The sequence below is a fragment of the Pedobacter fastidiosus genome, assembly GCF_014306625.1.
GTDB classification, from domain to species: Bacteria; Bacteroidota; Bacteroidia; order Sphingobacteriales; family Sphingobacteriaceae; genus Pedobacter; species Pedobacter fastidiosus.
This window is the reverse complement of sequence record NZ_JACRYL010000029.1, coordinates 26,100-48,728: the sequence shown is the minus strand read 5'-3', so window position 1 is coordinate 48,728 and position 22,629 is coordinate 26,100. Positions and strand designations below refer to the sequence as shown.

At 34.5% G+C, this 22,629-nt stretch carries 18 protein-coding genes; 14 read left to right on the top strand and 4 right to left on the bottom strand.

The genetic code is table 11. From position 1 onward, the window contains the following. Positions 1-160 precede the first annotated feature (160 nt). Genes H7U22_RS21100 through H7U22_RS21090 form a run of 3 tightly spaced genes read left to right on the top strand, consistent with a single transcriptional unit; the run spans position 161 to position 9,564 of the window. Positions 161-481 carry a hypothetical protein gene (locus H7U22_RS21100; RefSeq protein ID WP_187073327.1) on the top strand — a complete coding sequence of 107 codons (321 nt, stop codon included), beginning with the start codon at positions 161-163 and terminating at the stop codon, positions 479-481. A 22-nt stretch (positions 482-503) separates the two neighbouring features. Then, positions 504-2,627, top strand: a complete 2,124-nt coding sequence (locus tag H7U22_RS21095) for a fibronectin type III domain-containing protein (RefSeq protein WP_187073326.1) — start codon at positions 504-506, stop codon at positions 2,625-2,627. Between the two features lie 4 nt (positions 2,628-2,631). After that, complete coding sequence (locus tag H7U22_RS21090; RefSeq protein ID WP_187073325.1) at positions 2,632-9,564, top strand: T9SS type A sorting domain-containing protein; 6,933 nt, start codon at positions 2,632-2,634, stop codon at positions 9,562-9,564. 75 nt (positions 9,565-9,639) lie between these two features. Here the strand turns inward: H7U22_RS21090 and H7U22_RS21085 are convergent, their stop codons facing one another. Then, on the bottom strand, positions 9,640-10,821 hold the full coding sequence (locus H7U22_RS21085; protein WP_187073324.1) for an AIR synthase related protein: 1,182 nt from the start codon (positions 10,819-10,821) through the stop codon (positions 9,640-9,642). A 442-nt stretch (positions 10,822-11,263) separates the two neighbouring features. Next, entirely contained in the window at positions 11,264-13,438 is a 2,175-nt protein-coding gene (locus H7U22_RS21080) for a glutamine synthetase III family protein (protein ID WP_187073323.1), read from the bottom strand. Between the two features lie 202 nt (positions 13,439-13,640). On the opposite strand from H7U22_RS21080, the gene H7U22_RS21075 reads away from it, so the two are divergent. Next, positions 13,641-14,480, top strand: a complete 840-nt coding sequence (locus H7U22_RS21075) for an energy transducer TonB (protein ID WP_187073322.1) — start codon at positions 13,641-13,643, stop codon at positions 14,478-14,480. A gap of 285 nt (positions 14,481-14,765) precedes the next feature. Here the strand turns inward: H7U22_RS21075 and H7U22_RS21070 are convergent, their stop codons facing one another. Beyond that, on the bottom strand, positions 14,766-15,323 hold the full coding sequence (locus H7U22_RS21070; RefSeq protein ID WP_187073321.1) for a DUF2867 domain-containing protein: 558 nt from the start codon (positions 15,321-15,323) through the stop codon (positions 14,766-14,768). Between the two features lie 945 nt (positions 15,324-16,268). Between H7U22_RS21070 and H7U22_RS21065 the strand changes: the two genes are divergently transcribed. The 6 genes from H7U22_RS21065 to H7U22_RS21040 all read left to right on the top strand — a co-directional run bounded on the left by H7U22_RS21065 (position 16,269) and on the right by H7U22_RS21040 (position 19,746). Further along, on the top strand, positions 16,269-16,688 hold the full coding sequence (locus H7U22_RS21065) for an SRPBCC family protein (RefSeq protein ID WP_187073320.1): 420 nt from the start codon (positions 16,269-16,271) through the stop codon (positions 16,686-16,688). Positions 16,689-16,729: 41 nt separating this feature from the next. Further along, positions 16,730-17,119 carry a hypothetical protein gene (locus H7U22_RS21060; RefSeq protein WP_187073319.1) on the top strand — a complete coding sequence of 130 codons (390 nt, stop codon included), beginning with the start codon at positions 16,730-16,732 and terminating at the stop codon, positions 17,117-17,119. A 105-nt stretch (positions 17,120-17,224) separates the two neighbouring features. Next, complete coding sequence (locus H7U22_RS21055; RefSeq protein WP_187073318.1) at positions 17,225-17,491, top strand: hypothetical protein; 267 nt, start codon at positions 17,225-17,227, stop codon at positions 17,489-17,491. A 122-nt stretch (positions 17,492-17,613) separates the two neighbouring features. Next, the gene (locus H7U22_RS21050) at positions 17,614-18,150 is read left to right on the top strand and encodes a histidine phosphatase family protein (protein ID WP_187073317.1); all 537 of its coding nucleotides are present in this window, start codon (positions 17,614-17,616) and stop codon (positions 18,148-18,150) included. A gap of 223 nt (positions 18,151-18,373) precedes the next feature. After that, positions 18,374-19,258, top strand: a complete 885-nt coding sequence (locus H7U22_RS21045) for an AraC family transcriptional regulator (RefSeq protein WP_187073316.1) — start codon at positions 18,374-18,376, stop codon at positions 19,256-19,258. A 98-nt stretch (positions 19,259-19,356) separates the two neighbouring features. Continuing rightward, complete coding sequence (locus H7U22_RS21040) at positions 19,357-19,746, top strand: hypothetical protein (RefSeq protein ID WP_222621925.1); 390 nt, start codon at positions 19,357-19,359, stop codon at positions 19,744-19,746. Positions 19,747-19,994: 248 nt separating this feature from the next. Here the strand turns inward: H7U22_RS21040 and H7U22_RS21035 are convergent, their stop codons facing one another. Beyond that, positions 19,995-20,399, bottom strand: a complete 405-nt coding sequence (locus H7U22_RS21035; protein WP_187073315.1) for a MerR family transcriptional regulator — start codon at positions 20,397-20,399, stop codon at positions 19,995-19,997. 90 nt (positions 20,400-20,489) lie between these two features. Between H7U22_RS21035 and H7U22_RS21030 the strand changes: the two genes are divergently transcribed. The 4 genes from H7U22_RS21030 (at position 20,490) to H7U22_RS21015 (ending at position 22,499) form a co-directional block, all read left to right on the top strand. Then, positions 20,490-20,747: a hypothetical protein gene (locus tag H7U22_RS21030; RefSeq protein ID WP_187073314.1), complete on the top strand. Its 258-nt coding sequence runs from the start codon at positions 20,490-20,492 to the stop codon at positions 20,745-20,747. Next, positions 20,741-21,016 (top strand): hypothetical protein, encoded by a 276-nt coding sequence (locus H7U22_RS21025; RefSeq protein WP_187073313.1) that lies wholly within the window; start codon positions 20,741-20,743, stop codon positions 21,014-21,016. The genes H7U22_RS21030 and H7U22_RS21025 overlap by 7 nt, the downstream gene beginning before the upstream one ends. A 71-nt stretch (positions 21,017-21,087) precedes the next feature. Then, the gene (locus tag H7U22_RS21020) at positions 21,088-21,672 is read left to right on the top strand and encodes a Crp/Fnr family transcriptional regulator (protein WP_187073312.1); all 585 of its coding nucleotides are present in this window, start codon (positions 21,088-21,090) and stop codon (positions 21,670-21,672) included. Between the two features lie 62 nt (positions 21,673-21,734). Further along, positions 21,735-22,499 carry a hypothetical protein gene (locus H7U22_RS21015; protein WP_222621924.1) on the top strand — a complete coding sequence of 255 codons (765 nt, stop codon included), beginning with the start codon at positions 21,735-21,737 and terminating at the stop codon, positions 22,497-22,499. The last annotated feature ends 130 nt before the right edge of the window (positions 22,500-22,629 follow it).

The following is a 22,629-nucleotide window of genomic DNA, read 5'->3' as shown; positions in this document are numbered from 1 at the left end:
CTCTTTTCATAATTCCCTAATTTAATGGTTCTAAATTGTTTTTAAAATTTAGTCCAGCTTTTTAGGGGGTTAATACATATACGAAAATTATCCAACTGATCCAGCATTAACCCTGTTAAATAGAGATGTTAATTTACTCGGAGCGCCACCTATCAAAGCAATGTACATCAGAAATGAAGGCTTGGTGACCGGTTTAAAATATGCTCCAGGTACTACAGCTACTACGGGAAAAGTAGATTTTGTTTATAATCTACCTCATTATGTTTCTACAGATTATTACGAAATACAAAGCAAAATAGTGAATGCTTATGCTGTACATAGGGCGTTGAATATTTCGGATAGAATGAAAGAGATAGTAACTACGCCATTTATGCCAGTGAGAAAAGGTTCGTATAAATTTAAGGTAAGTTATGTATTGCCCGGAACGAATAGAATAACAACTACTAAACAACTTGTAATTAATAATGAAATTGGACAATAAGATGGTATCAAATATTAAGTACGTGATACCTAGTATCAAGATTGGCTTGAGCAAGCTTTTATTTCAATTTAGTCTGTTGATATTTTTGTTTTCAGCATTTAGCTTAAAGGCTCAGCAAAAAGTAAAAACAATTAAAATTGCTGTTTTATCAAGGCCAGCAAAAGATTCTATTATGTTGAGATGGGCGCCTGCATCTGCACAAGCTTGGCACAGTTTAAATAAAACGGGTTATCAAATCAAGCGGTTTACCATAACCAGAAACGGAAAGTTGTTGCCCAAACCAGAATCTATATTGCTTACTCCTGTAGCTTTAAAGCCGTGGCCTATGGATAGCTGGAAAACTATGGTAGATCAGGAAAATAAATATGGTTCCATTGCTGCACAAGCCTTATATGGCGAATCATTCGAGGTTAGTCAGGATAATAAGGGTGGAATAAGCCAAATGATTAACAGAGCTAGAGAAAATGAATCTCGTTTCTCGTTTGCACTCTTTAGTGCCGATCAGGATTATCATGTTGCAAAAGCAATGGGTTTAGCCTATGTAGATAAAAATGTAAAACAAAATGAAAAATATCTATACAGAATTTATCCTGCCGTAACTGATAAAATGGTGAGGATAGATACGGGATTTGTATTTACAGGCTTTTCTGATTTTTCCCCACTTCCAAAACCTTATGATGTTAAAGTGGAACCTCAGAAAAAAGGTGCGACAATAAGTTGGAATCAAGAAGTAACCAAAGGTATTTACACCACTTTTATGGTAGAACGATCAGAAGATGGCGGTAAAAACTTTGTTCCGATTAGCGATGAACCAGTGGTAAATACTGAAGATGATGGAAAAGTACGAAGGAGAGCTTTGACCGCAGATACTCTTTCTACACTTAATCATAAGATTTTTTATCGTGTAAAAGGAATTTCACCTTTTGGTGAAACAGGACCAGTTTCTGATACCATTAGCGTAATTACAGATCATCAGTTGGAAGCATCTCCCGTAATGGAGAAAGCTGATGTTATTGGGAAAACGGTAAAAGTAAGCTGGAAGATGCCTGAGCAACCAGCCTTTATTTTGGGATATGATTTGGAGCGATCAAATAATGTAGAAAAGGGATTTAAAAAAATTAATCAAAAGATAATCTCTAGTAGCACTTTCGAATACATAGATGATCAACCACTAGGCTCTAATTATTACAGAATAAGAGCTTATGGTCAAGAGGGAATATCAAAGGTTTCTTATGGGATATTCGCCCAATTAATCGATAGTATTCCGCCTGCACCACCAATAGAATTAAAAGGAACTATTGATAAAACTGGCTTGGTAAAATTAAGCTGGAAAGCCAATAGCGAAAAAGATTTAGCAGGCTATCGTGTTTATCGGGGCAATGTCATTGATGGAGAGTTTTCGCAAATAACCAGAAAGGCTGTTAAAATAAATGCTTTTACCGATACCATCGAATTAAAAACATTAACCAAATCTGTTTTTTACAAACTCGTAGCGGTTGATAAGCGATATAATCCTTCTGAGTTTTCGCAACCCTTAAAGTTAAAGCGACCGGATATCGTTCCACCAATGCCCCCATCCCTGTATGAGGTTAAAAATCAAACGGATGGAATTTATTTAGCCTGGTACATAAGCAGTAGTAATGATGTGGTGGCACATGAGGTTTATCGTACCCCAAAAGGCGAAGAAAACTGGAAACCTATCGCTTCATTTAAAGATACGACACACACTTTTAACGATGCTACAGCCGAATTGAAACAGACTTATGTTTACAAAATTAGAGCTGTAGATGATAGTAATTTAACATCAGATTCTAAACCATTTACCGCTAAAAGACTTGATTTAGGTTTAAAACCAGCTATCATAAACATGAAGGCGACAGCAGATAGAGAAAATCTTGCGGTGGTTATAAAGTGGGCATACAATATTCCAAAAGTGGATAGCTATCTGATTTATAAAGCCGAACAAGGAAAACCTCTACGATTGTACAAAACTTTGAATCCTGCAACAACCTTACAGAAAGATAAATCCAATCAATTTATCGATACCCAATTATTAATCAATACCATCTATATATACCGCATAAAGGCTGTGTTTGTAGATGGAAACGAAAGTCCTTTCAGTAAGGAAATCCTAATTAATTATTAAGCTTATGAAGAAGATTTTATTATTAATGTTACTATTAGGGATTATTATAGATATTAAAGCACAAGTAAACAAAGTTTATAGTATTGATTATACTATATCTGCAAATATACCGGCAGATGCTTTTATATGTTCTTCCTTACCATCAAGTTTGCACGCTCAAGGTTTGATTGGGCAAACCCACTATTTTGATAAGAGTTCTCCAAACACAAATCCTCCAGATTTCATAACATCAATAAATGATATATTTTATCAAACTGAGATACCTACAACAATTAGCTATGAAAGTAATGTTTCAAATGGTGATGCCTCCATGTTATATCTTGGTTCAAATGATGGAGCTTATACAACCAATCTTTGTGGTGTAGTTGCTGGTACAAGTTGGCATGTTAATATTAACGAACTGACTTTTAAGCCTATTAATATTGGAAATAATGTCTTGTGTGGTACTGAAAACGTAACATTGAACATTCCTACATATCCTGATGGAGTATATACTTTACAGGCAACTAACGATCCTTCAAATTCAGCATCTTGGCAATCAATTTCTTTGTTAACTACGAACACTGTCACTTTTAATCAAGATTTGCTTCCAGCAACTATAATCAAAGGAGTTCCAACTTATTTTAGGATCAAGGGTGCTTATCAAAGTTTTCAAATTGAGTCTGATGTATCGAACTCAATAACTTTCTATCCAAGTTTCCCCACTCCCCAAACCAAAAATCCAATTGCTCCTCTTTGTGCAAATGGTAATGGCTCAATAAGTTTAAGCGATTTTAAGTACGATGATGGAACAGTTTACAATGGAGGAGAAAATTTATCACTTGTGATACAGAAAATTGGGGATATACCTGGTGCACCAATTATTTTTACAAGTTCGTCTCTTGTTGTTCCCGGGCTTGCTCCTGGTAATTATAAAGGACAGATAAATAGTGGAAGTGCCAATTGTACAAGTGAGTTTACTTTTACCATTCCCAATGCACCACCTCCAATAACGGCTAGTATAGCCGGTCAAAATCCTGATTGCTCAACAGGTACTGGAATTATAACAGCGACTGGTGGAGGGGGAACCCCACCTTATCAGTATTCTATAAATGGGGGCACAACATATCAGGCATCAAATGTTTTTACTGGTTTAACCGCGGGAAGCTATACGGTTAAAATTATAGATGCAAATGGCTGTAGTCCTGCAACGAGTAATGCCGTGGTTATTTCAGTTCCAACAGCAGTGAATACAGTCTTAAATAACAAAACCAACCCAACAGGTTTCGGTTTAAGCAATGGGCAGATCATCCTATCAGCCAATGGAGGTACAGGAACTGGTTATACATATGCTATAAATGGAGGAAGTTATACCGCATCAGATACTTTTAGTGGTTTAGTTGCTGGAACATACAGCTTAACCGCAAGAGACAATAAAGGTTGCGAGTCGTTGCCTTTGAGCGTTACCTTAGCTGAGCCTACACAATTGGGTTTAGCAATAAGTACCAAAACAAATAATATTTGTTTTGGTGGTAGTATTGGAAGTGTAGAAGTTACTGCTAGCGGTGGCACTAGTCCTTATGATTATTCTATAAATGGTGGCAGTTATCAAACCAGCAATTCTTTTAATAATTTAACCGCGGGCAATTATACCTTATCTGTAAAAGACAATAATGGGAATATAGCTAATGTTAATGCAAACATTTTACAGCCCAGTTCAATAAGCGCTAGTATTACAGGGCAAAATCCAAATTGCGCAATTGGAGGTGGAATAATTACGGCAACGGCAAATGGTGGAACTCCGCCATATAGCTATGCTTTAAACGGAGGTACTTATGTAAGTTCTAACGTATTTACCAATCTCGCAGCCGGAACATATACCGTTAGTGTAACTGATTCGAAAAATTGTAGTGCCGCAATCAGTAATTCTGTTGTAATAACTTTGCCAAATCCTGTAAATGTTTCGCTGAGCTTCAAAAATGATCCTACAGGTTTTAATACCAATGATGGACAAATCGCTGTTATAGGAAGTGGAGGCAATGGAGCAGGTTTTACCTATTCTATTGATGGTGCAAATTATGTTTCATCGGGTACATTTACAGGTTTACCCGCGGGAACGTATTCACTGTTAGCGAAAGATGGAAACGGATGTGCATCTACAGTTTTATCTGTTACTTTAAATCAGCCCAATCAATTTAGCATCAACGTAAACAGTAAAGTAGATAATACCTGTTTTGGTGGAAATACAGGTTCGGTAACTGTAAGCGCTTCTAGCGGAACGGCACCTTATCAATATGAAATTAATGGTGGCGGTTATCAAAGTTCGAATAACTTTACAGGATTAATCGCTGGAAACTATACATTAAATGCTAAAGATGCGAATGATTATGAAGTTTCTACAGTTGTAACCATTATTCAGCCTCAGGCTATAACTGCTAGCATAGTAGGGCAAAATCCAAATTGTAATTCTGGCACTGGAACAATCACGGCAACTGCTGGTGGTGGGGTAGCACCATATCAATATTCATTAAACGGCGGGATTTATCAAAGCTCCAACTTATTTTCAGGCTTAAATAATGGAAATTACACCGTAACTGTAATAGATGCAAATAATTGTGTACTTAAAACAAATAATACAGTAAATATTGCCATTCCCAATGCAGTAGTGTCAGTATTGGGTTTTCAGAATAACCCTACAGTTGTAGGGGCAAGTGATGGCCAAATTGTGGTTTCTGCTACTGGTGGAAGTAATTCGGGATATGTATTTTCGATAAATGGATCTGCTTATAATCCATCTGGAACATTTAGTGGTTTGCCAAATGGAACGTATTTAATTACAGCTAAAGATGGAAATGGTTGTGTTTCAAATCAATTAAGCATAACGCTTAATTCGAGTACACAGCTTACTTTAAATGTAACATCCAAGATAGATAATAGTTGCTATGGCGATTTATCGGGAAGTGTTGCCGTATTGGCAAATGGAGGAACCTCGCCTTATCAATATAGATTTAATGGTGGGGTTTATCAGAGTTCGGGCAGTTTTACAGGATTAGTTGCAGGAAACTATACTATAACTGTTAAAGATGCTACCAATACAACTATTGATGTGGCTGTTAATATTGCCCAGCCAGCACAGATTAGTGCAAATATTGTTAAAGTAGATGCAAGCTGTTTTGGTGGAACAGGATCGATTATCATTAATAATCCAACGGGTGGTTCGGGCTCTGGATATACTTACTCGAGCAATGGTGGAACAAGTTATCAGATTAGCAATATCTTTAATTTACCACAGGGTAATTATTTGGTTAAGATTAAAGATGGAAGCGGTTGTGTATCGGTAAATAATAACATAGTTGTTGGCCAGCCTGCAAGCGCAGTTCAAGCAACGGTTGTTACCCAAGATGTAAAATGCAATGGTTTCTCTAGTGGGGTAGTTATAATTTCTGCTTCTGGAGGCTCTGGCGGATATATTTATTCCAAAGATAACTGGGCAAGTAGCAATGCTACTGGCGTATTTACCGGTTTACTAGCAGGTCAATATGAATTCAAAATTAAAGATCAAGCAGATTGCGCCACAAGCTTATCTGTTTTGGTTAAACAACCGCCACAACTTGTATTGAATATTGACGGAAAAACTGATGCAACTTGTTTTGGAGGAACGGGTACAATTAATGTATCTGCAACAGGTGGCGAAGGGAATATTGCATATAGTAGTAATCCAAGTCTGCCATTTAGCAATGGCGTATTTTCTGGAGCGGTTGCAGGAACTTACGAAATCAAAATTATTGATGATAACGGATGTATCAAGTTTGCAAACGTAACCATTGGTCAGCCGAACCAATTAATAGCATCTGCTGCGGTTACTGCTGTAACTTGTCATAGTTCTGCAGACGGTAAAGTAGTTTTATCTGTTTCTGGCGGAACTGGCACCTATGTTTATGGAATTAAAAGTTCAGGATTATATGCATCCACAAATACGTTTAGTGGATTAACAGCCGGACATTATGTTTTCTCTATCAAAGATCAAAATGGCTGTATGGTGGATGTTAATGCAGATGTTCTTCAGCCAGACGATATTTTGTTGAATGTTTCAAATAAGCAGAATGTACTGTGCAACGGAGCTAATAACGGAAGTTTTGTTGTAAATGCAACTGGTGGAAATGGAAGTTATACTTATAAATTAAATGGTGTAGATCAAGGTTTAATTAATAGTTTTAACAATTTAGCTTCTGGTAATTATGTAGTGCGTGTTACGGATGGTAACGGATGTTATAAGGAATTAACTGAAGCCATTACTGAGCCAATGACTTTAAATTTAGCGTTGATTAACAAAGCGGATATTAAATGTTTTGGTTCTAATACTGGAGAAATCTCTGTGTCAGCATCTGGAGGTGTAGCTCCTTTTCAATATGCTTTAAATGGAGGCAGTTTTCAAGCTAATTCTACATTTACTAGTTTATTATCTGGTAATTACGTGGTTCAAGTTAAAGATGTTAATTTATGTTTGCAAACACTAAATATAACTCTTACCGAATCTCAAAAATTAGTTGCCTCTATTACAAAGCAAGATGTTAAATGTTTTGGTGATGCAAGCGGATCGATTACCATAAATGTTTTAGGCGGAGAAGCGCCATATCAATATTCGGTTAATGGCTCTTCGTTTCAATTAAGTAATACATTTTCGAATCTAATTGCCGGGAATTACAATTTGGTGGTTCGAGATAAAAATAACTGTCAGATTTCCGATCAGGTTTCTGTAATTAACATCGCACCTAAATTGGTTTTGCAGGTTTCGGCAGTTTCTCCTACAACTTGTAACGGTGTTGGTAGTATTTCTGTTAGCAGTGTTAATGGCGGAGTACAGCCATATTTATATAGCATCGATGGAAATAATTATTCTTCAAATCAGAATTTTACAGGACTTGTTGCTGGTCAGTATACGGTTTTTGTTAAGGATAACAATGGATGTATAACTTCAGAAACAAAAACCATAAGTGTTCCGGCTGGTATTTCAGCTCAGCTCTTAACAACTGATGTTTCTTGTTTTTCTGGTAATAACGGAAATATCGTGGTTAATAATACTGTAGGCGGAAATGGAAATTATTCATATTCTCTTAACGGCGGAAGTTTTCAGGTATCGAATAATTTTAGTGGTTTAGTTGCAGGTAACTATTCTCTTGTAGTTAAAGATAATCCCAACAGTTGTCAGTATACTTTAAATATATCAATAACAGAACCTTCTAAATTAAATCTCGAATTAAAATCTCAAAAAAATATTTCTTGCAACGGACAAAATAATGGAAAGATCGAAGTTTTGGCGAATGGAGGTACATCATCATATCAATATAGTATTGATGGAGGAATAACTTATACTACTTCAGGAATATTTTCTTCGCTAATAGCTAAGAATTACAACGTTTGGGTAAAGGATGCACATAACTGTACAGAAAATATTAATGTGTTGCTTACTGAGCCTGCCTTATTAGCGTTAAGTTTATCAAGCAAAAGTGATGTAACTTGTTTTGGAACTAAAAATGGTTCATTAGTCGTAAATCCATTAGGAGGAACACAACCTTATCAATATTCTATAAATGGGGGAACACAACAGTCTTCCAATCATTTTGAAAATTTGGCAGGTGGGAATTATCTGATAAATTTAATCGACGCAAATGGCTGTAGTACTAATCTAAATGTCGTTATCAATGAAAATTCAATTCTTGGATTATCTATTAACTCATTTAAAAATCTAAGTTGTAACGCTAGTTCTACTGGTGAAATTTCAGTTGTTTCAACGGGCGGAAGTGGCATTTACCAATATTCAATTAACAATGGTGCTTATCAAGCATCAGCAATTTTCAAAAACCTAAGTGCCGGAAATTATAACATCTCTGTTAAGGACGATAAAGGTTGTACGGCTTCAATAACAAAAACGATTATTGAGCCATTAGCTTTAATGGTAACAAAAACAGTAACTCAGCAAAAGTGTTTCGATGTATGTGATGGAGAAATAAAACTATCAGTTTCTGGAGGAACTGCTCCCTATACTTATAAATGGTCATCAGGTAATTATGGAAATGTTTCTACCATAAGTAATTTATGTGGAGATTTTTATAGGGCAACGATTGTTGATGCTAATGGATGTTCTGTAGAAGATGCAACAGATATTATTACGCCATCAGAAATTAAGATCACTAATGTTCCTGATACAGTTTTGTGTGTTGGGCAAATTGTAACTTATGATGCCGGTAACCCAGGATTCAGCTATTTATGGACTGCCGATAATGGTTTTTCCAAAACGACTCAAAAAGTTCAAATCAGTGAAGACGGGAAATATTCGTTAAAAGTTACCAATGCTATTGGTTGTTCAGTAGCAAAAACATTTACCGTTCAAACTTCTACAACTCTGTTAAAGGCTAACTTTCTGGTATCTACCTATGCGAATGTTGGCGATACCATTATCGTTGTTGATGTTTCCAAACCAACACCATCAAAAACATCTTGGATTTTTGATACGGGAACGATTATGGTAGGAGGGAATGCATCAAGTAGCATTAAGCAAATAAGTTTTAACGCTCCCGGAGTTTATAACATGATGATGATGGTGAATCTTGGACAATGTGCAGATGCTGTTCAAAAAAGCATAACAATTTTGCCGAAAGACAAGAAGAAGGAGGTTAATGATGCTTTGGGTTATAAAGATGAATTATTTACTTCTTTCAAAATATATCCAAATCCTACCAATGGAGAGTTTAAAACAGTGATTAAGCTCTCACAAAAGATGGATATTAAAATTTCGATGTATGGTTTCGGTGGCAACTTAGTTATTGCTCCACAAACTTATTCGAACAATGATAATTTTGAAATTAATTTTAATGAGAGGGGAATTCCACCAGGGATTTATGTTTTAACGCTCGAAGCCGGAAATCAGGTCGAAACTTTAAAGATTATTAAAATATAAAATCAGACTGAACCTAATTGCAAAACCCTTATAGAAAATAAATCTATAAGGGTTTTGCGTTGGTAAATTAAATTCTTAATTATAGATGAAAGTTCCTTTTTCGCTTTCTATGGTAACCTGTTTTTGAGCACCTTTTTCTACGCGACCGATAATCTGTGCCTCGATGTTGAAGCTTTTGGAGATTTCGATAATATCTTGGGCAATTTCTTCGGGAACGTACAATTCCATACGATGGCCCATGTTAAATACTTTGTACATTTCTTTCCAATCTGTTCCAGATTCTTCTTGTATTAATTTGAATAATGGTGGAACTGGGAATAAATTATCTTTTATTACATGAATATCATCATTGATGAAATGGAGCACTTTGGTTTGGGCACCGCCACTGCAGTGTACAATTCCATTGATTTTATTGCGGTGGCTTTTTAATATTTTCTTGATAACCGGAGCGTAGGTACGAGTTGGAGATAATACGAGTTTTCCTGATGTGATTTTACCGAATCCTTCTATTTCGATTTGATCGGTTAATTGTTTCTGACCTGAGAAAACTAAGTCGAAAGGTACAGTTGGATCGAAACTTTCAGGATAATTATTGGCTACAGATTTTTCAAACACATCATGGCGGGCAGAGGTTAATCCGTTAGAGCCCATACCACCGTTATATTCAGTTTCGTAAGTTGCTTGTCCGTAAGAGGCCAGTGCTACAATTACATCGCCTGGTTTAATGTTATCATTGCTGATGATTTCTTCTCTTTTTATACGACAGGTTACGGTAGAATCGACAATTATGGTTCTTACCAAATCGCCAACATCGGCTGTTTCGCCCCCGGTGGAGTAGATGGAAATGCCTTCTTTACGTAAATCGGCCAGAATTTCTTCGGTTCCGTTAATGATTTCGGCAAGTACTTCACCTGGGATTAGATTTTTATTTCTTCCAATTGTAGAAGATAGCAAGATATTATCGGTGGCACCAACGCAGATTAAATCGTCGAGATTCATGATGATGGCATCTTGAGCGATCCCTTTCCAAACGGATAGATCGCCGGTTTCTTTCCAATATACATAAGCTAAAGATGATTTGGTACCTGCACCATCGGCGTGCATAATGTTGCAATAAGCATCATCTCCACCTAAAATATCGGGAATGATTTTACAAAATGCTTTCGGGAAAATTCCTTTATCGATGTTTTTGATGGCATTATGCACATCTTCTTTTGAGGCCGAAACGCCACGTTGATTGTACCTGTTATCACTCATGTTGGCGCAAAGATAAGGATTCGAGGTAAAAGGAGGAAGGTAAAAGGTAAAAGGTTTTTAGCAAGGGGTGAAAAAAACAAAAGTATTATGTTTGATGGATTGTTTTACCACCTGATAGGCCTGGGAACAGGTAAGGATTGTTGTAGAAGAAATTTTTACCATATAAGAAATGTAAGGACATTTAATACTATAGCGAATGACCTTAAAATCCTTAAATCTTAAAAATCTTGATCAAAAAAAGGAGTAAAGATTTACACCACCTGAGAAACCTAAGAACACCTAAGCTCTGTAGCAGAGGGAATTTCTAACGCAGAGGAAATGTGAGCATATTTAAGTCTATTGCGAATGATCTTAAAATCCTTAAATCTTAAAAATCTTGATCAAAAAAAGGGCGTAAAGTTTACACCTTACGCCCTATACTTTAAACCTTAAGGCTTAAATGTTATTTCATGAATAATAATTCTCTGAATTTTGGTAAAGGCCAAACGCTGTCATCAACGATTTGTTCTAATTTATCTGCATGGTAGCGGATTACTTCGAAATACGTTTTAACTTTCTCATCGTAAGCAATCGCTTTTTCGCGAGTATCTTCGATTTTGTTGGTGATTTTACGTTCTTCTAACATCGCATCGATATTGGTTTTAACAATTTCTAAATGCTCGGTTAATTTTTTAACGATATCTAAAGAAACTTTACTATCTACACCGATTTCTTTTAATCCTTTTACGTTTGCGATTAAAGAGTTTTGGTAAGCAATTGCAGCAGGAATAATTGCAGTGTTTGCAACTTCACCCATTACACGCGCTTCGATTTGTAGTTTTTTGTAGAAGTTTTCTAACATGATTTCATGACGGGCATGAACTTCACGTTTGCTATAAATACCTGTAGCGTTGAATAATTCTGCCGATTTATCTGTTAAATAAGCATCTAAAGCTTTAGGTGTAGTTTTAATGTTTGATAAACCACGTGCTAGTGCTTCATCTTCCCACTCTTGGCTATAACCATTGCCTTCGAAACGAATAGATTTCGATTCTTTGATGTATTTTTTGATAACTGTTAATAGAGCGATGTCTTTTTTATCACCTTTCTTAATCAATTTATCAACCTCAGTTTTGAATTTAACCAATTGCTCGGCCATGATCGCATTTAAGATCGTCATCGGTGCTGATGAATTCGCTGAAGAACCTACCGCTCTTAACTCAAATTTGTTACCTGTAAATGCGAAAGGAGAAGTACGGTTACGATCTGTATTATCCAACAAAATTTGTGGAATTTTAGGAATACCTAACCAAAGTGCGTTATCTTCTTTAATTTTTTTGCTGATGCGTGAGTGCTCAATCTCATCCAACACATCGTTCAATTGAGAACCTAAGAAGATAGAGATAATTGCTGGTGGCGCTTCGTTAGCACCTAAACGGTGATCGTTGCTTACCGAAGCAATACTTGCACGTAATAAATCTGCATGCTCGCTAACTGCTTTAACTGTGTTAACAAAGAAAGCAAGGAACATTAAGTTGTTTTTAGGCGTTTTACCTGGTGCCAATAAATTTTTACCAGTATCTGTAATTAACGACCAGTTGTTGTGTTTACCTGATCCGTTAATGCCTGCATATGGTTTTTCGTGCAATAAAACACGGAAATGGTGACGACGGGCAACTTTTTCCATCAAATCCATCAACAATTGGTTGTGATCGATTGCTAAGTTGATTTCTTCGTAAATAGGCGCACATTCAAACTGAGATGGTGCAACCTCATTGTGACGCGTTTTTAAAGGAATCCCTAATTTTAGGGCTTCATTTTCGAAATCGACCATGTAACTGAATACACGCTCAGGAATTGATCCGAAATAATGATCTTCTAATTGTTGGCCTTTTGCAGACATGTGTCCGAATAGCGTACGGCCGGTTAACAATAAATCAGGACGAGCGTTAAATAAAGACTCATCAACTAAGAAATATTCTTGTTCGATACCTAAAGATGCGTTTACTTTAGTGATACTTTTATCGAAATATTGGCAAACATCAACAGCAGCTTTATCAAGCGCAGCTAATGCTTTTAACAAAGGTGCTTTATAATCCAAGGCTTCACCGGTATATGATACAAAAACTGTAGGGATACAAAGTGTTTTACCTGCTTTACTTTCCATGATGAAAGCTGGAGAAGAAGGATCCCATGCAGTGTAACCACGCGCTTCGAAAGTATTACGAATACCACCGTTAGGGAAACTAGAGGCATCTGGTTCTTGTTGAACTAAGGCGCTTCCGGCAAATTTTTCAATTGCACCGTCTCCGCTAGGTTCGAAAAATGAATCGTGCTTTTCTGCAGTTGTTCCTGTTAAAGGCTGGAACCAGTGTGTATAGTGTGTAGCGCCTGCACTCATTGCCCAAGCTTTCATAGCTGTGGCAATCTGGTTAGCGTCGTCCGTATTAATTAATTCACCTTGGTTGATAGATGATATTAATTTTTCATACACGTCTTTAGATAAGAAATCTCTCATTTTTCTCTTATCAAATACATTAGAGCCAAAAAAGTCAGAAATTTTTGCTGATGGTGATTTAACTTCTGGTGAAATTCTGTTTTGAGCCTCTTTTAATGCGATGGTTCTTAAGCTTTTCATTAATTTGTTATGTTTTTTGTCAAAAATAGCATATTTTATTAATTTTTATAAAACAATCGCATTAAATATGTGAAATTTATTGAAAATGAAATAAAAAAATGTTTTTGAGATGAAAAATTTCATTTTTCGCAAATTATATAGATTTTTTAAAGTTTTATGGAATTGATTAATTTTCTACATCATGGTATAAAACTTAAAAGCTATGTTCAATTCTTCAATTAACGTATACAAAACCGAGTGGCTCGATCTTGTATTTGCAAACCGCAACAAAACTTATGGCGCTTATGAATTAAGATCTAAGTCGTCTACTATCATGACCAGAGCACTTTTCGTATCGGGAAGTATTTTTCTTCTGTTGTGCTTTTCTCCAATTATTTATGCAAAGGTATTTCCGAAGGAGACTGTTTTTGAAAATACTACAACCGTAGTGGACTTGCAGCCTATCCATGATATGAATAAAAAGGTTGAGCCTGAAAAAAAGGTAGAGCCAGCAAAAGCAGAGCCAGTTAAGGTTAAAACGGTTAAGATGGTTTCGAATATTGTGGTGGTTGACCGAAAAGACATAGAAGAACCGCCAACAATTAAGGACATTGAAAGTGCTGTTGTTAGTAATAAAACCCAAGATGGAGAGATTAAACCAAACTTGGTTATCCCGACTGCTACTGGGAATGGAAATGGTTTGGGTAAAGACAAAGAAGGTGTTGTTGGTGGGGTTGATAATGAGATCTATATTGGTGGTGGAGTTGATGAATATCCAGAATTTACTGGGGGGATGAAAGCCTTTACCAAATATATGGAGCGCAATTTAAGGTATCCCTCAAGAGCACAAGAAGATGAGATTCAAGGTAAGGTATTTGTAAGTTTTGTAGTGGAGAAAGATGGTTCGATTACCGACGTTCAAGTTTTGAGGGGAATTGGTTATGGTTGCGATGAAGAAGCAATGAAAGTGATCAAAAAATCGCCTTTATGGAAACCTGGTAAAAATAAAGGTGTTCCTGTTCGCGTGAGATACAATATGCCAATTAATTTTAATTTGATGTAATGGATTGGTATTCTTCTAACTTGATTCGGCAAGGATTAATAGCATTATAAAATCTCCCGCAGATCAAGGTGATTTACGCAGAAGCAATCTGCAGATTTTGCGTGATCTGCAGGAGAATTTTAAATGATTAAAATTAATATAATCTTGAGAAAGTGTATTTCAGAATTTATAAACGTATTAACGAAATCCGTGTTTAATTAAACGCTCTTAATTAAATATGAATAGTGGGGTGGGTAAGAAAAAGGCTTGGGTGAAAACTCAGGCCTTTGTTTTTAGGTATAACCATTAATAGTTGTGGTTTTCTAATTCACTAATGATGACTTTAAGCATTCTCGGTACTATAAGGTTATGGAATGGTTTAATGATTGTAAAATATATTCTGCCAAACCAATTGTTAAAATTTATTGTTGTAGAAAGGATTAATTCCCTTTCGGTTATTCCGCTTTTTTGTTCGCCAAGTAGTAGTGAGATTTTGAAATTTAAATGTTTGTCGTTGTGACCTAAAATGATTTCATTCTCGGTTCTATCTAGTAATTTGAAAAGACCAAGGTGTTCTCCATTTTCACCTTTTAGATTTTTAAGTTGGCTAGATCTATCCTCCATGTTGCTGGATGTTTTTAATCCAAAAATAGATACTATTTTGTTTCTCCAGATAAATAATCTTTCAATCCATTTTGGACTTTTTAAAGCGCTCGAAAAAAATGCGATCCAAAGGTGGAGAGAAGTAAATTTATGATCGTGATCGATTACCATTCCGGCAAAACCATCCATGTAGTCATATTTTGAATGATTGGAATTCAAAATTGAATTTTTAGGAAGTGTGTTTTTTTTTAAAATCGTCATTTTAGAGGCTTAATTTTTTTAGCTGGAAGGATAATCTATGGTTATAAAATTAGGCACTCTAAAATTAGGAGTCTTTTAACCAAAAGTTATCTTTTATAAACTTGGCTCTACTTTATTATTCTTGAATCTAAAATACTTCTCTCATTATAGATGGAAACGGTGAATATTGAGAATATCTACCTCAAAGCTATGAAAAAAGAGCCTATCTGCGAGGGAAAAATAAGATCTAATCCTTGGTTTTTTTTTTATTACTGATAAACTAATTTATACCCCAAAATATGGGGATTGTGGATGATTAATGGATGTTGTAGATTTAAATTGGTTAGGGGATTCCAGAATGTACATCTGATTTCCTTAAAGATTAAGAGTTAAAACTATTCATTATTAGATTATTGAGATTATGGCATTTCGGAATCATTTATATTTATTATATCTATCGACAACATTTTGGACTTGGTTCTTTTTAGCTGGACTATGGACAAATTACTATCAAGATTTAAGTTTCATAAATGCTTTGATATTTGTTGTAATATTTCCCACCATAGTGATGTTATTTATAGGAAAAGGACTATTACGCTCCATCACTAAAAGCGGTTATTTTAAAGTTGCACTTATTTGCGCTTCCTATTTCGCGTTTGTATTATTAACCTACGATTTTATTTACCTGAAGCTATATTTAGGAAAGAATTTTAACTATTTAACTGATTATTGGTACTTAACTTTCTTCTCGCCCATACCTTATTTAATTTTATTGCCGTTGGGATATTCTCTGGATAAAAAAATGATAATACATTAAAACATTAACCTAATAAGATTGGGTTTTTCTCTTGCAATACCTGTAAATATGTGTGATTTATTTCTTTTTTATGGCTGTTTGAGCTGATTGAATATTAATATTTTTGCTTATAAAATTATATCAATGGTATTAAAATAAAACAATAAAATATGTGGTCAAAATCTCATACAATCTTAACTAAGGAAGTTACAAAAGAACAAATGTGGAAACTTGTTTCAGACGTGAATAAATGGCATACTTGGGATAATGGGGTTGAATTTGCAGAATTGGAGGGTAAATTTGAGAAAGGAAATCATTTTATTTTCAAGCCCAAAGGAGGTCCAAAGCTTAAAGTTGGGATTGTGGAGGCTACCGAAAACAAAAGCTATACAGATTTTACCACATTTCCTTTAGCTAAAATGTATGGTGAACATATTTTTGAAGAGACCCCAAATGGGCTAAAGTTAACGACCACCATGAAGATTGAAGGGCTTTTAGGTTTTTTGTGGCGAAAAATTGTAGCTGAGAAAATAGTTAATGCTTTACCAGAAGATATGCTACAACAAATTAGAACGGCAAAAAATCTATAAAAGTAGATTCTATTCTGCTTAAAACTACTAATCCTTATCTAATGAATACAACACTCATTATAGCCAATATATTGGTATTCCTAACATTTATAGCGCATACTTTTGGAGGCGATGGAGCTTATGGAAAAATAGAGCCTGATCAAACTGATTTTGCGAAACTTCAGTTTTGGGTTATGGGTAGAGGTGCATTTCAAATGGTTTCTGTAGATTGTTTACTGGCAACCATTGGATTAACACTTATTAATTTTACCAACTATTTTAAAGATCCGAAATTACTGTTAAATATTTTGGCCATTTATTTTTTTGCTTACGGAATAGCCTTTTTAATTACATTGATTATTTCTACTAAATTTCCGAAAAGCTTTATAAAACTATGGCAATGGCTATTAATGTTTGTTATTTCAGGATTAATATATGCTGGAACACTTTAATAATTATCAAATTCAAAAAAATGACTAACAATGTAAATTACTTGCATAATCAAAGTCAAGTAAACAGTATCAAAAGAGAAAAAAGAAAAATATAAACAAAACATCATGAACAGAGTTCAAGTAATTTTAACAATAGACACAGAAAACCTCCCTAAAAATTTCCAAGATATCCTAAAGCAAGAACAAGAAATTGTTGCCCAATGGAAAGAAGAAGGTATAATAGACCATTTATTTTTACGACAAACCAAAAATGGAGCGATTGTAATTTTTAAAAATATTGAAGAAGCAAAAGTGAAGGAATTGATGGAAATTCTTCCTCTATATAAACTAAAAAAAAGCGTTGAATATTTTAGCTTAATAAAAGAGTATTAAGATTATACAAAGAATGAAAAATCTCGAAAAATTAACCGGAATCACCAAAGCAGACTATTACGAGAAAGTTTGGGAATTAATAAATAGCGAAAAATAGAAACCGAATTAAGCATTCTTTTTTAATGAAAATAACATTTATACGGCACTCAAAAGTATTATTTAATTGGGCTAGTTTTTATAACTCAGAAATGTTTGATTTGGCCTGTATAAATTATGATTTTAGTGATATTGAATCTATAAAAAAAATAAATCTACAAGGAGAAATTATTTACGTGAGTACCTTATTCAGAAGTGAAGAAACGGCTAACCGCATTTTAATTGGAGAGGTTGAAGTAATTAAAACAGCTTTACTTAATGAAGTGCCACTTCGATCTTTTGTTGATACGAAAATTAAATTGCCCACATCAGCATGGATGCTAATCGGCCGGTTACAATGGTTAATCAATAATAAGAGACAAAAGGAAATTAGAAAAGATTCTGAAAAAAGGATAAGCGTTTTTCTAGATCTTATAGAACAAAAACAACAGGATTGTATTGTTGTAGGTCATGGGTTTTATTTCTCACAAATGGTTGGGATAATGAAAACCAGATTTTTTAACGGCGATATGAAAAAAAGGATTAAAAATGAGGAAGTGCGGATTTATGATTTAATCAATTAGAAGAAAAGACATTAAATAATGCGGGTAATAGGATAATCAGCCACTTTTAACTTCTGATTGCTAATCTACTTTAGCACATTGCTAAAATAGGTTTTGGCACTCGTCATTTCAAATTTAACCCAATAGTGAGCGGATGGAAATCTTAAAACTAATGGCATTAAGATTCCAGACTTTAAGAGAAAGAAGGCTGTATTAGAGGAACATTATGCTAAAATAATTCCAAATGATAAAAAACAGTCGCATAATATCTCATTACCATCTTCATAAAGACCAACCGGAGAAACTTCAGTTTGAAATTTATTCGTTGAATGATTATTTGGCGAAAAATGTTGGACATACTCACCAACCACATGTTCATAGTTTTTACCAAATGATATGGTTTATGAAAGGCATTGGTCAACATTTTGTCGATTTTAATGCATTTGAGGTTAGCCCGAATTCAATTTTTTTTATCGCTAAAAATCAGATTCACTTTTTTGATGACAATGCAAATTATGAAGGCTTAATTATCCATTTCAACGAAAGTTTTTTGGGAGGGAGCGAAAATGATGTCGACCTATTGTTGAAAAATATTTTTAACGATTTTGAAAGCGATCCTTTTTTTAATATTTCAAAATCTGATGTAGGTAATCTGGAAAATTTAATTGCACAGCTTCAACAAGAAATTAAAACTCCAGAAAATTTTGCGCATAAAGATTATTTAAAACACTTACTAAAGCTGTTTTTTATATCAATAGAGCGCCTTGGCAAAAGGAACAACTCCAAACAATTATCTATAAAAAGCAATAGCCACATTGTATTCCTAAAGTTTAGGCAGTTAATCGAATCCAATTTTAAGCACAAGCATACCGTTGCAGAATACGCCAGTTTATTAAGTATATCTTCCAAAACGCTCGCAAATTATACTAAAGATATCGCGTTTAAATCGCCACTAAACCTAATAAACGATCGGGTTATATTAGAAGCAAAGCGGTTGTTGTGTCATTCTAGTTTAAATGTAAATGAAATAGGGTTTCAGTTGGGGTTTGCCGATGCATCTTACTTTGTAAAGTTTTTTAAAAAACAGGTAAATAAATCGCCAACCGATTTCAGGAAAATCGTTTCTTAAATTTACCATTCATATTCTTTTTTGTCCATTTTAGATTAGTGGCTAACATTGCAATTTTGTAGTGTCGATATTGACATAAACAATTAAAAAAGAACAAAATGACGAAATTAAAAAGAAACATATTTGTTTGCCTTACACTTATGGGAACGTTATTATCTACGGTTAGCCTTGCACAAAAAACAACAAAACAAGCCGTAGGCGCCTATTTAGAAATTACCTTGAAAGTAAATGAAGCCGATAGGCCAGCTGCAGCAGGCGTGTATTTAAATTACAAATCTCCATTTTTGAAAAGTATAAAAGGTGCAGTTTCAAAAGAATTGTTAATAAGAACGGATGATGTACAGGTTTTGCATGGTTTTAAAACACAGGCGGATGCAGAAGCTTATTTAAAATGTGATTTATTTAATAATGATGTTGTTTCTGCATTGAAATCTTATTTACAAGCAACACCCGAAGTAAGAATTTATTCGGTGTTTAGTCAAAAATAAGAAATGGCAGAGCCAGATAAAATATTTTCTGGCTCTGTTATTACTAAAGAGATGAGTTTTTTTGGAAAGCAATACCTGTGGTAATCGTCTTCAGCAATCCCGCCCTTTGCTTAATACCATGAAAAATGGTATAACGCTGTCGGTCGGGTTTATTTTACATTTTACAGAACCAGAATTTTTTGTTTAGCGTTATCTTAGTAATTGATCAACCAACTTGCTGTTGTAATTTTGATCCAACAAATTCTCGATTATAAGTCCGAAATTAAAATCGGACAATTATCTTCTGGATTGCTTGGGTTACAGTTATCATTGCACTTTTTTAAGCTGTTAAATAAAACTGCTCTAATTGAGATTAATTCACGAATCTTTCCATCGAGTAACGTTACTTTTTCCTCTATTTTATGTGAAACATTACCACATGATGCTTCGTTCACATCAATTAAATTTAACAAATCTGCAATTTCATTAAGGGTAAAGCCAAAGTTTTTAAGCCTTTTAACTGTGAAAAGCCGTGTTTTCATTACATCTGAATATTCCTTATAATTATTATCACGCCTTTCTTTCCTGCCAATACTTATTAAGCCATGTTTTTCGTAATAACGAATGGTGTCTTTTGTAAGCCCAGTTTCTTTTACAAGTTGCCCTATTAACATATTTTTTATTTTTTTTAGAAAAGCCTTGACTGTTGCCTATACTCCACTGTTTATGTTTGTAAACATAATTACAATTTAACTAAAAATACGATGATCAAAACAAATTTTAAAGCTCTGTTACTAGGGGCTTTTTTAATAGGATTAAGTTCTTCAGTTCAAGCACAAACTATTGATAAAAAAACTTCAGTAACCCAGCCCTCATCAGTTTGTGGCGGTTGTGGTAAAGCCTATTGCGATAAAAACTGCTCATCAAATTTTAAAAACACAATGGCAGATACAAATAACTTAAAAGGTAAAAAATCTCCAGCTATCCTAACAACTAAAAAACGTAAAAAATGGAAATGTTAGATCAAATAAACAATGAAGAAATTGTAAAAGGCAAAAGCTGGCCTAAAAAAATTGGTTGGCTAGGCATTTCCCTTTGCGTATTGTGCTGTGCTCTGCCAGTAATTGGGGGCCTAGTTGGGATTACCTCATTAACAGTGCTCTCTTTTTATCTAGAAAAAATTGGCATGATTGCTTTAGGTATTTCTGCATTTTTCTTCTGGTATGCATGGTATAAGAAAAATAAAAAATCAAAAACATGCGCAGTAGATTGCGATTGTAAAACCAAATAATATTATTGTAGACCGGCGAATGTTTTCGTCGGTTTTTTATTATAGCTTTACTCTATCGATTTTATGATAAAATGTTCGAAACACTTAAAAAATATTGCCAATCGATTGTTTCTTTATCTAATGAAGAATTAGATCTTATACCTCTTTATTTTGAAAAGAAGGATTTAAAGAAGAGAGAATATCTGCTTCATGATAACGAGATCTGTAATTTTATTGCTTTTGTTTCCCAAGGCTCCATCAGGCATTTTCATGTTAAGGATGGTGTAGAAAAAACCTGTGATATTTCTTTTGAAAATGCCTGGGTAACCGATTTTCAAAGTTTTACCCATAACAGCCCTTGCATCATGAATTTACAAGCTATGGAAGAAACAATTGTTTTCCTTATTCGTAAAAACAACCTAAAAGCTTTATACCAAGTTTGTGGTAAATACGAAACTTTTGGCAGAATAATGGCTGAGCAGGTGGCGCAAAGAGCTACTGAAATTGCCATGTCTCTTTCGTCTGAGAAACCAGAAGAACGTTTCCAAAAATTGATTAAAAATCAACCAAATTTATTTCAAAGAATTTCCCAGAAATATATCGCCAACTTTTTAGGGATCAGTCCTGAGAGTTTAAGCAGGATTCAAAATAGAATCATTACTAAACGAAAGTCTTAACTTAAGTCATCGTTTTGCGTGTTGATTAGGTTGCAAATTTGTTTCAATAAATAATTAAAAAAATGAGACAAATATTTTTAACCTTAACAACCGTAATTATGGCAACCATTAGCACAGTACAGGCTCAAAAAATTAATCTATCTGTAATCAAGGCTACCGAACATCAATTGGATGATGTTATGGAAGTGATTGATACCACACTTTTGAAGCATAAATTAATCGAAGTTGAAAATGATTATAAATCGAATCCCAACGAAATTAATAAGACTAGATTGGGATTGATTTATCATGAAACTGCGTTGAATCTTTTTTTTTCTTCTAAAACCAAATATCAAGGTTATGCGCAGAAGGCTTATGATGTTTTAAGCGAAATGTTTAACGATCCAAAAACTGATCAAGCTTTAATGCCTTTCATTGCTTCATATCGGGCATCATCATTATCATTGGTAGGAGCAGAGACGAAAAAACTAAAATATCTTGGGGAAGCATTTGTTTTGTTTGGAGATGCAGTAGAAAAATATAGTGCAGTATCTCCACTTCCAGAGTTTTTGAGAGGGAGCGTTGCTGAGAACTTACCATGGTTTTTCTTCACCAAAAGAAAATTTGCCAAACAAGATTTTCAATCTATTATTGATAAACAGGAACGACTTGATGATTATGCCAATTGGAAAATAATGAGTTTTACTTATTGGGCTTGGGCCAAACAACATCAGGTAAAAAAGTTTAGAAGCAAAGCCTTGCAATATCTTGAAAAGGCAATAAAACTAGATCCTACCTACCAAGCAGGAAGAGCTAAGGCAGAAGAGTTGAAAGTAGCTTTAATGTAAGTGAAGTTAAGTTGGTTTTGTAATGGGGCTTTATCCTAAATGTGAATGATTTTTCTGAGCTTTTCTAAGGATTAATAAAAAGTGCATTTAAGGCATTTTGACAGGCTCAATGTGACAAAAATCTAAAGAA